This window comes from Acinetobacter brisouii CIP 110357 (assembly GCF_000488275.1).
GTDB classification, from domain to species: Bacteria; Pseudomonadota; Gammaproteobacteria; order Pseudomonadales; family Moraxellaceae; genus Acinetobacter; species Acinetobacter brisouii.
Genome location: NZ_KI530766.1, coordinates 46,807 through 56,509, shown reverse-complemented (window position 1 = coordinate 56,509; position 9,703 = coordinate 46,807). Strand labels below are relative to the sequence as shown.

The following is a 9,703-nucleotide window of genomic DNA, read 5'->3' as shown; positions in this document are numbered from 1 at the left end:
ATTGTGCTGCTTGCGGTGATGGCATTTAGTTATAAATATGCGTGGTGGAAACCTGCAATAGACTGGAAACGTCCTCGTGTCTTGATGTATCACATGGTGCGTGAGCATATTGATGGCGCAAAATTCAATAAGCTGCGTGTGACCCCTGCCGAATTTGACAAGCAAGTGGCGTGGATGAAAGCGCAAGGTTTTCACTTTGTGACCATGCAGGAACTTCAGCAAAACTGGGGCAAGCATCCTGAAAAAACTGTGGCGATTACTTTTGATGACGGTTATCTGGATAACTTGGAAAATGCCTATCCTGTTTTAGAAAAATATCAGGCCAAAGCCACGATTTATGTGGTGGTTGACCGTCATGATCGTGACTGGTCGACTTATAAAAAAGCCCATCACAATAGTGGCGAACTGGCACGTGAGCCCAAACTGAGTGATGAACAAGTCCGATTTTTGGCAAAGAGTGGTTTGGTAGAAATAGGTTCACATACCATGACCCATGCCAATTTGGACAAGTTGACAGATGAAGAGTGTTTGCAGGAGTTGGCGGAATCCAAGCAACAGCTTGAGCAGATGATTGAGCAACCTGTGACCAGTTTTGCCTATCCTTTTGGAATTTATAGTCAGCGTGACGTTGAACTGGCCAAACAGGTCGGTTATTGCAATGCCGTGACCACCAAAGAGGGTATTGATACTGCACAGCCTGACTTTATGCAGTTACAGCGCATCAAGATGAGTGGTAAAGATTCGCTATTTGCAGTGAAATGTCGCTTGAAACTGGGTCAGCGCGGGTTATAAGAGAGAATAACAATGCATATTTGTATGGTCATGGCGGGTGACGAAGAAGGCGGTTTGGAAAAGCATGTGGTTGAACTGGCAAATGGTTTGGCACAGGCGGGGCAAAAGGTGACACTCATCGCGCATGAAAAGTATGCTGAGCGAGTCAGTGGTGTTGAATTTAAAGCCTTGGATTTAAGCAAGAGCCGTAAAAACCCGATTTTGCTGTGGCAGTTGTATCAGACCATTAAAGCCACGCATGCCGATGTCCTGCATGTGCAAGCCAACAAAGCCGTATCCATGATTGCACCCATGCTGAAATGGCTGAAAATTCCAAGTGTGGCGACACTGCATAACCTAAAACGTAATGTTCAGGCATTTGAAAAATATGATCGAATTATTGCAGTGAGTCGACGGGTCGCCAATCAGTTTAGTCAGCAAGACCGTGTGCGTGTAGTCTTAAATGGGATTCAGCCACCTGTACTTCAGGCAGCACAAAAACAGCCACATCAACTTTTACAAGCGATTGCGGTTGCGCGCCTCGTGCCTGCCAAAGGTTTTGATTTACTGGTTGAAGCATGGCAAGGCATTGATGCCAAGCTCTGGATTGTGGGAGATGGGCCAGATCGCGGTTTACTACAAGAGAAAATTCAGCAGCATGCTCTAACAGATCGTATTGAATTGCTTGGGCATCGCAATGATATTACTACACTGATGCAGCAGGCGGATTTTTTGGTGATCTCATCGCGTAATGAAGGTGGCCCTTATACGCTGGCTGAAGCGCTTTTGGTGCATTGCCCTGTGATTTCAACGGATGTTGGTATGGTTGCAGAAATTTTGCCACCTGAACTGATGTGCCCTGCGGATGACGTCACTGCTTTACATGATTTAATTCAACAACATGTGCAGCATTTTGAGCAGCTGACTGAGCGTTCAGAACCGATTTATCAATCTGCCCAGCAACAGCTAACGCTAGAAGCTGTGCTACACAATACCCTACAGGTTTATCAGGAACTGAGTCATGCATAACCAACCGAAAAGTAAAAAAACAGTATGGGTGGTCAGCGATGGTGTGCCAGGGCATTTTAATCAGTCTAAAGGGGTGTTGTTTGCTCTGGAACGTGATTTTGAATTAGAGGTGCATTGGATTGAACTGACTTTAAAGCATAAGTTTTATCGCAGACCTTTAACCTGGTTACTTAACTATAAAATTCCTAAAGCAGAAAAAATTGATCAGTTTTATCAGGGAGATGCGCTGCCAAATGCACGCCCAGATATTGTGGTCGGTGCAGGTGGAAATAGTGCCTATGCGATTGTGTGGTTGTCCAAGGCATTTGGTGCAAAAAATATTTTTTGTGGTTCACTGCGTCAACTCAAAGCTGAATTGTTTGATGCAATTTTGGTGCTCGAACCAGATTTGCCAAAACCATTTATTAGCTTACCTGTGTCGCCGATGCCTTTAAGTCAGGCAACCTTGCAACAGCATGGCAAGCAATGGTACTCCGAGCATCCACATGTCGAGCAGCAAGTGTGGACCATGCTGATCGGTGGAGATGGCGCGGGAGCACAGTATCAGGAGCAGGATTGGATTCAACTGGCAAAACAGATGAACCTGCTGGCACGTCAGCATAGGATTAAATGGTTGCTCAGCACTTCACGCCGTACAGGGAAACAGGCTGAAAAAATTCTGCAGCAGTACTTAAATTTTGAATGTATTGCAGATATAGTGTGGTGGGCAGAACAGCCACGTGCAGTTTTGCATCAGTTTTTGGCAGTTTCGACACGCGTATTTTGTAGTGCAGATTCTATGTCTATGCTCATGGAAAGTGTTTCTGCCATGCGTCCTGTAGTTGCTTATTTGCCTGAGCATTGGCAACCCGACGAAAAATTTCACAATGTACTTGAGCGCTTGAGTCAGCAAGAGATTTTGCAAGTCATTTCCATCGCACAGCTCAATAGTACATTTAAAGCCGAGCAACAGCAGACCTTGACTGTTGAGCCAAGTGAACTGTTGGCACAACAATTACATAAACAACTATTTGCTAACAGTTAAGTGAGAATCCTCCGTGATTTCTTAACTGTTGTGTATCGAGAATTGGTTATACTAAGCAGAATTTTTAGTATTCCGATTTTAAGATGAAAATTTTAGTTACAGGTGGAGCGGGCTTTATTGGCTCGGCTGTGATTCGCCATATTATTCAAAATACACAAGATGAAGTTTTAAATGTCGATAAATTGACGTATGCGGGAAATCTAGAATCCTTATCTAGTATTGCACAAAGTCCTCGCTATCAATTTTCACAAACCGATATTTGTGACCGTGCTGCGCTAGATCAACTATTTTCAGATTTTCAGCCTGATGCAGTGATGCATTTGGCAGCCGAGTCACACGTAGACCGTTCAATTACAGGCTCAGCCGCATTTATTGAAACCAATATTTTAGGAACATATCAGCTACTTGAAGCCGCTCGCCAATATTGGAACGGCTTGGTTTCTGAGAAAAAGCAGGCTTTCCGCTTTCATCATATTTCTACTGATGAAGTATATGGTGACTTAGAAGGTACTGATGATTTATTTCATGAAACGACACCATATGCTCCAAGTTCACCTTATTCAGCGAGTAAAGCCAGTTCAGATCACTTAGTGCGTGCGTGGCATCGTACTTATGGTTTACCTGTACTGATTACTAACTGTTCCAATAACTATGGTCCATATCATTTTCCTGAAAAACTGATTCCTCTCATTATTTTAAATGCCTTGAATGGTCGTGCGTTGCCTGTTTATGGCAATGGTCAGCAGATTCGTGACTGGCTCTATGTAGAAGATCATGCACGTGCGCTCTATCAAGTTGTGACTCAGGCGCAAGTCGGTGAAACCTATAACATTGGTGGGCATAACGAACAAAAGAATATTGATGTGGTGAAAGCCGTTTGTCAGCTTCTAGAAGAGCTTGCACCGAATAAACCTGAAGGTGTGTCTCAGTATCAAGACCTAATTACTTATGTGACTGATCGTCCTGGGCATGACTTACGTTATGCGATTGATGCTAGCAAGATTCAAAAAGACTTAGGTTGGGTACCACAAGAAAGTTTCGAAACAGGGCTACGTAAAACGGTTGAGTGGTATCTGAACAATCAGGAATGGGTGGCACACGTACAAAGTGGTGAATATAAAAACTGGTTAACACAGCAGTATCATACTGAATCAGCTCAGTAAGGAATGACGAATGAAAATTCTTTTATTGGGTAAAAATGGTCAGGTGGGCTGGGAGCTACAACGTGCTTTGCAGCCTTTAGGTGAGGTGATTGCCTTAGATCGCCATACCAATGCACAAGGCTTGTGTGGTGATATTGCGAATCTTGAAGCCATCACTCAACTTATTCAGCAAGTTCAACCAGATGTCGTTGTGAATGCAACGGCATATACGGCTGTCGATAAAGCTGAATCAGAACCTAAACAAGCTGACCTGATTAATCATTTAGCAGTCAAACACTTGGCTGAAAAGTGCCAAGCAGTGAACGCTTTGTTAGTTCATTATTCCACTGATTATGTATTCTCTGGTCAAGGTACACAAACATGGCAAGAGCAAGACGTAACTGCACCACAAAATGTCTATGGTCAAAGCAAGCGTGCAGGTGAAGTGGCACTTGAGCAAAGTGCGGTAAAGTTTATCAATTTTCGTACTTCTTGGGTCTACGGCACGCATGGTCAGAACTTTATCAAAACCATGCTGCGTTTAGCGCAAGCTAAAGAAGAACTCAGCATTATTGCTGATCAGATTGGTGCACCTACAGGTGCAGCTTTAATTGCTGATGTGACTGCACAGGCAATTCGCTATTACAGTTTACACGCAGCCGAACAACAGCAACAACTGTGTGGGCATTATCATCTTGCGGCTTCGGGTGAAACGTCTTGGTACGAATATGCACAATATATATTTGATGTTGCTCGATACAAAGGTTTGGTTTTGAAGTTGCAACAGGTACATCCGATTGTAACCACAGCTTACCCAACACCAGCAAAACGTCCTTTAAACTCACGTTTAAATACCCAAAAATTACAACAACAATTTCATCTGCATTTGCCGTATTGGCAGCAAGGTGTGGAACAAGTCTTAGGAGAAATCATCGTATGAGCCAAATAAAACGTAAAGGCATTATTCTTGCGGGTGGTTCGGGGACCCGTTTATACCCAATTACGATGGGGACATCAAAGCAGCTGTTGCCAATTTACGATAAACCGATGATTTATTATCCGTTATCTGTGCTGATGCTGGCAGGTATCTCTGAAATTTTGATTATTTCAACACCAGAAGATTTGCCAAATTTTGAAAAATTACTGGGTACAGGCGAAGAACTCGGCATTAAGTTGTCTTATAAGGTTCAACCGTCACCAGATGGTCTGGCACAAGCTTTTATTTTGGGTGAAGAGTTTATTGGTCAGGATAATGTCTGTCTGATTTTAGGCGACAATATTTTCTATGGTCAAAGTTTTAGCCAGCAGCTTAAACGTGCATCGGCACAGACTTCTGGTGCTACAGTGTTTGGCTATTATGTCAATGATCCTGAGCGTTTTGGTGTTGTTGAATTTGACTCAACAGGTAAAGCAATTAGCATTGAAGAGAAGCCAACTCAACCAAAATCAAACTATGCGGTGACAGGTTTGTATTTCTATGACAATAGCGTGGTCGAAGTTGCTAAAAATATTCAGCCATCGGCACGTGGTGAACTGGAAATTACTGATGTAAATAATGTGTATTTACAACAAAATCAATTGAACGTTGAGTTGTTGGGGCGTGGTTTTGCATGGCTAGATACGGGTACACATGACTCATTGCTGGAAGCGAGCCAATTTGTGCAAACAGTTGAGCACCGTCAGGGGCTTAAAGTGGCATGCTTGGAAGAAATTGCCTTTAACAACGGTTGGATCAGCTCTGATCAGTTGTTAGCGCGTGCCAATTTCTTTAAAAAGACGGGTTATGGTCAGTATTTGTTAAAACTGCATCAAGAACACCAAGCAAAATAAGCCTAAAGTAGCCAGATTGAGTGACGCAATATGAATATTATTGAAACTAAAATTAAAGATTTGTTGATTTTTGAACCTCGTGTATTTGCTGATGAGCGCGGCTGGTTCATGGAAAGTTTTAATCAAAAAAACTTTGAACAGGCTTTAGCAGAGCGTAACTTCGAGATTCCAAACTTTGTTCAAGATAATCATTCTATGTCACAAAAAGGCGTGTTGCGTGGTTTACATTATCAACTCAATCCCCATGCACAGGGCAAATTGGTGCGTGTGGTGCAAGGTCGTGCATGGGATGTTGCAGTTGATATTCGTCAAGACTCGGCAACTTTTGGTCAATGGGTTGGTGTGGAGTTGACAGGTGAAAATCACCGTCAATTTTGGATTCCTGCGGGCTTTGCCCATGGCTTTATTGCCTTAGAAGACAACACGCAGTTTTTGTATAAAACAACTGATTACTATGCCAAAGAGTCTGAAAGAGCAATTATTTGGAATGATCCAACACTGGCAATTGACTGGCCTTTAAATCAAGTCGATAAAGTATTAGTAAGTGATAAAGATCAGGTTGCTGATACATTTAACCAGTAGAGGTTGTATTTCTTGTAGTTGATTTATTATTATCAACTACAAGCTATATCGCAAAAGTATATTATTTTTGAAAAAAATTATATATTGCTTCAATAATGAACAAAATATCCTTTTTCTCTAGACCATACCATAAGGGTAATCTAATCAATTTTTCACTTTCAATAGTTGTAAAATAATCTATTCCATGAAAAATACTGTGTTTAGACCCAAATGGTGAGGTATGTAGTGGAACATAATGAAATACTGCACCTATATTTTTTTCTTTTAGGTATTCAATTAGTTCTGTTCGGACTTTTAAGTTATTTAATTTGATATAAAACATATGCGCATTATGTTTACAATCGTTAGGTATTTGGGGTAATTGAATCAGGTTATCATTTTCTAGTTGCTTTAACCCATTAAAATAAAAATTCCAGCTTTCTAATCTATTTTGATTAATTAGATCAACATTTTCTAGCTGACCCCACAAGTATGCAGCTTGTAACTCACTAGGTAAATAGCTGCTGCCAATATCACACCATGTGTATTTGTCTACCATGCCTCTAAAAAACTGGCTACGATTTGTCCCTTTTTCTCTAATAATTTCAGCACGGTCAATGAATTTGGAATCATTAATTAATAATAAACCACCTTCTCCACCGCTCGTATAATTCTTAGTTTCATGGAAGCTATAAGCAGCTAAATCTCCTATTGTACCGAGCTTTTTATTTTTGTATGAAGACATCATTCCTTGAGCTGCATCTTCTATTACATATAAATTATATTTTTCTGCCAGAGACATAATCTTATCCATTTCACAAGCAACACCTGCATAATGAACTGGAACAATAGCTTTGGTTTTATTAGTAATAGCAGATTCAATTTTGTCTTCATCAATATTCATTGTATCAGGGCGAATATCAACAAATACGATTTTAGCACCACGGAGCACAAAGGCATTTGCTGTACTCACAAAAGTGTAGCTTGGCATGATAATTTCATCGCCAGATTGTACATCAATCAATATTGCAGCTAATTCCAAAGCATGTGTGCAAGATGGAGTTAATAAAGTTTTTTTGCATGACAGATTATCTTCAAACCACTGCTGACACTTTCGACTGTAGAATCCATCACCTGAAATTTTTGTGCTTTGCATAGCATCCATTACATATTGGGTTTCACTTCCAGTATATGGTGGTTTATTAAATGGAATCATTACTATCCTTAAGGTACTCTTTCTCTAAAATTAATAAATTTTGTTTTCTGTCTTTAATTCGCTTGGCAGGGTTTCCAATATATATTCCCCATGGATTAGTGCTCTTGTTAACTAATGTCATTGCACCTACTGAACAACCTTCTTTTAAATGCACTCCTGGGAATATAATAGAGCCAGCACCAACTATGACATGCTTTCCAATAATTACTTCTTTTTTAATCTCTCTTTTATATCGGGTTGGAATTGTAGGGTTTGTTAAGCTGTTACCAGAATAATCATCTGATTGGCTAAATACTTGTACTTTATAAGCTAAACCAGAAAAATCTTCCATAATAATTCCTTTTTCGCCACCAGCTATTAGGCAAAATGGAGCAACATGAACATTTCGACCAATTTTAATTTTTCCAGATATTACACAAAAATCATCAATTCGAGAATTATCACCAATTTCAATTTCTGAACAGTCATAAATTGAAGCTTTATCGCTAATTTTTACATTTTCACCTAAGGATTTAAAACCCATATTTGTCAATTGCTCTATTGATAAGTATGCCATATAACTTATCTCTCCTATAATATTAGCAAAATAAAAATGTTATTTAGGAGCAGCATTAAAAAATTCCTCAATTTCTTGTAAACACAATAAAACTCTTTCCTCAGTTTTTTTATGCTCATTAATTACGTGCTCAAGGACTTTATGTTGAGTTGATCTTGCCCACTCTAATTGGTTCTCAGTAATTCCATAAGCTATACCAAATCTATCACTTTCATTTGGATACCAAGAGTCTATAGAAACATTTTCTCCTGGTACAACAATTGATTCACACCCACATAAAATAGCGAATATAGAATATGCTGTGTAATCATCATAACAAATAAATCTTTTAGCTCTACGAAATATAACAGATATTTCTGTGTGGGTTTTTCCATCTAATTGTATGCTATTTTCATCATGAATAAATTTTTTATAATCTCCTTTTCTTACCATATAGCATGATTCAATATCTCTAGCTGTTGTGTTTGTAGCGTTGTAAATGTCAATTGGGTAATAAATAACTTTTAATTCATTTTTAGATAGAAATGAATTTTTATTTTTAAAATCTTTGATAGCAGAATTAAACTTAAAATAAAGCTCATTCTCTCCATAATTAATTTGACCAGTATGAAAACCTGGTTGATGCAAGAGCCACCTTACTACATTTTTTATTTCTAAAGGATTATTTTCCGTGATTTCAGGGTAAATAACCACTCCTGTACTTGGGATATTTATTTTATTCCATATGGGGGTATCCCAATTTGGATTTTTTTTGTAGTTTTTAGGTTTTTTAATATTTCCTTTTAAATATGCTTTAATTTTTTTTAAAAAATCATTTTTTCTATATCCGAAAGGAACTAGATATGCATTATGGTCACTAGATTTATTAATTATATGACAAAGTCGATGCAGTGCAATCGAACCGCCACTATTATCATCATAAGAGGGAGCATATATAAAAAATAGCATTACATTAATAGACATAATTAAGATTTTAATAGATAAAATATAGCATGGTTGTATATTTTATTTCAAGCTAATATTGTTAAGGATATATGACTGATAGAGAATGTGGAAATTATATATATTTGATTAACTGGTAAATTTTGTATTATGAATGTTGTCATATGCTGTCAGAAAAAATAAATTAAAACTGAGTTTTTCTAAAAAATATATTTTGTATGTTTGTAACCTGTTTTCATAAATATATAGAAATGGTAGAAGTAAAAAGTGTTAAAAAATGCAGAGTCTGATGGAGATGAGATTGAATTTCTATATTATTAACCATAGGAAATCGAATCGGCTTGGTGATTATAATGGAATCAATCGTGCTTTGATAGAAGCTCAATAACTTATTTGCTATCAAAACATTCTTTTTAAATATGATAGAAAATGATAATTAATCAAAAAATACAAGAGCTTGAATGGCTTGATACAATATTGGTACTCGAACCAGATTTGCCAAAACCATTTATTAGCTTACTTGTGTCACCGATACCTCTAAGTCAGGCAACCTTGGAACAATATCATGGCAAGCGATGGCGCTCTGGGCATCCACATGTTGAGCAGTAAGTATGACTATACTGATGGGAAGT

The 9,703-nt window shown here is 38.7% G+C and carries 11 protein-coding genes; 8 read left to right on the top strand and 3 right to left on the bottom strand.

Going from position 1 to position 9,703, the window contains the following annotated elements:
• The first annotated feature begins 18 nt into the window (after positions 1-18).
• From P255_RS14600 to rfbC, 7 genes are all read left to right on the top strand, one after another.
• Positions 19-792, top strand: a complete 774-nt coding sequence (locus P255_RS14600; RefSeq protein WP_051353641.1) for a polysaccharide deacetylase family protein — start codon at positions 19-21, stop codon at positions 790-792.
• A gap of 12 nt (positions 793-804) precedes the next feature.
• Positions 805-1,800 carry a glycosyltransferase gene (locus P255_RS14595; RefSeq protein WP_004902154.1) on the top strand — a complete coding sequence of 332 codons (996 nt, stop codon included), beginning with the start codon at positions 805-807 and terminating at the stop codon, positions 1,798-1,800.
• Positions 1,793-2,824 carry an ELM1/GtrOC1 family putative glycosyltransferase gene (locus P255_RS14590; RefSeq protein WP_004902151.1) on the top strand — a complete coding sequence of 344 codons (1,032 nt, stop codon included), beginning with the start codon at positions 1,793-1,795 and terminating at the stop codon, positions 2,822-2,824. Before P255_RS14595 ends, P255_RS14590 begins: the two co-directional genes overlap by 8 nt.
• A gap of 83 nt (positions 2,825-2,907) precedes the next feature.
• Positions 2,908-3,987: a dTDP-glucose 4,6-dehydratase gene (rfbB, locus tag P255_RS14585; protein WP_004902149.1), complete on the top strand. Its 1,080-nt coding sequence runs from the start codon at positions 2,908-2,910 to the stop codon at positions 3,985-3,987.
• 10 nt (positions 3,988-3,997) lie between these two features.
• Positions 3,998-4,906, top strand: a complete 909-nt coding sequence (rfbD, locus tag P255_RS14580) for a dTDP-4-dehydrorhamnose reductase (protein ID WP_004902146.1) — start codon at positions 3,998-4,000, stop codon at positions 4,904-4,906.
• On the top strand, positions 4,903-5,796 hold the full coding sequence (gene rfbA, locus P255_RS14575) for a glucose-1-phosphate thymidylyltransferase RfbA (RefSeq protein WP_004902145.1): 894 nt from the start codon (positions 4,903-4,905) through the stop codon (positions 5,794-5,796). The genes rfbD and rfbA overlap by 4 nt, the downstream gene beginning before the upstream one ends.
• Positions 5,797-5,826: 30 nt before the next feature.
• Positions 5,827-6,378, top strand: coding sequence for a dTDP-4-dehydrorhamnose 3,5-epimerase (gene rfbC / locus P255_RS14570; protein WP_004902144.1), 552 nt, complete (start codon positions 5,827-5,829; stop codon positions 6,376-6,378).
• A 61-nt stretch (positions 6,379-6,439) separates the two neighbouring features.
• On the opposite strand, the gene rffA is transcribed toward rfbC, so the two are convergent.
• From rffA to P255_RS14555, 3 genes are read right to left on the bottom strand one after another with little or no spacing between them, the layout of a single operon-like run.
• Positions 6,440-7,573 (bottom strand): dTDP-4-amino-4,6-dideoxygalactose transaminase, encoded by a 1,134-nt coding sequence (gene rffA, locus P255_RS14565; RefSeq protein ID WP_004902143.1) that lies wholly within the window; start codon positions 7,571-7,573, stop codon positions 6,440-6,442.
• Positions 7,560-8,129, bottom strand: coding sequence for an acyltransferase (locus tag P255_RS14560; RefSeq protein ID WP_004902142.1), 570 nt, complete (start codon positions 8,127-8,129; stop codon positions 7,560-7,562). The genes rffA and P255_RS14560 overlap by 14 nt, the downstream gene beginning before the upstream one ends.
• Before the next feature lie 39 nt (positions 8,130-8,168).
• On the bottom strand, positions 8,169-9,092 hold the full coding sequence (locus P255_RS14555; RefSeq protein WP_004902141.1) for a hypothetical protein: 924 nt from the start codon (positions 9,090-9,092) through the stop codon (positions 8,169-8,171).
• 408 nt (positions 9,093-9,500) lie between these two features.
• Here P255_RS14555 and P255_RS15670 point away from each other — a divergent pair, with 408 nt between their 5' ends.
• A complete protein-coding gene (locus tag P255_RS15670) occupies positions 9,501-9,680 on the top strand; it encodes a hypothetical protein (protein ID WP_051065280.1) in 180 nt (59 codons plus the stop codon).
• Positions 9,681-9,703 lie beyond the last annotated feature (23 nt).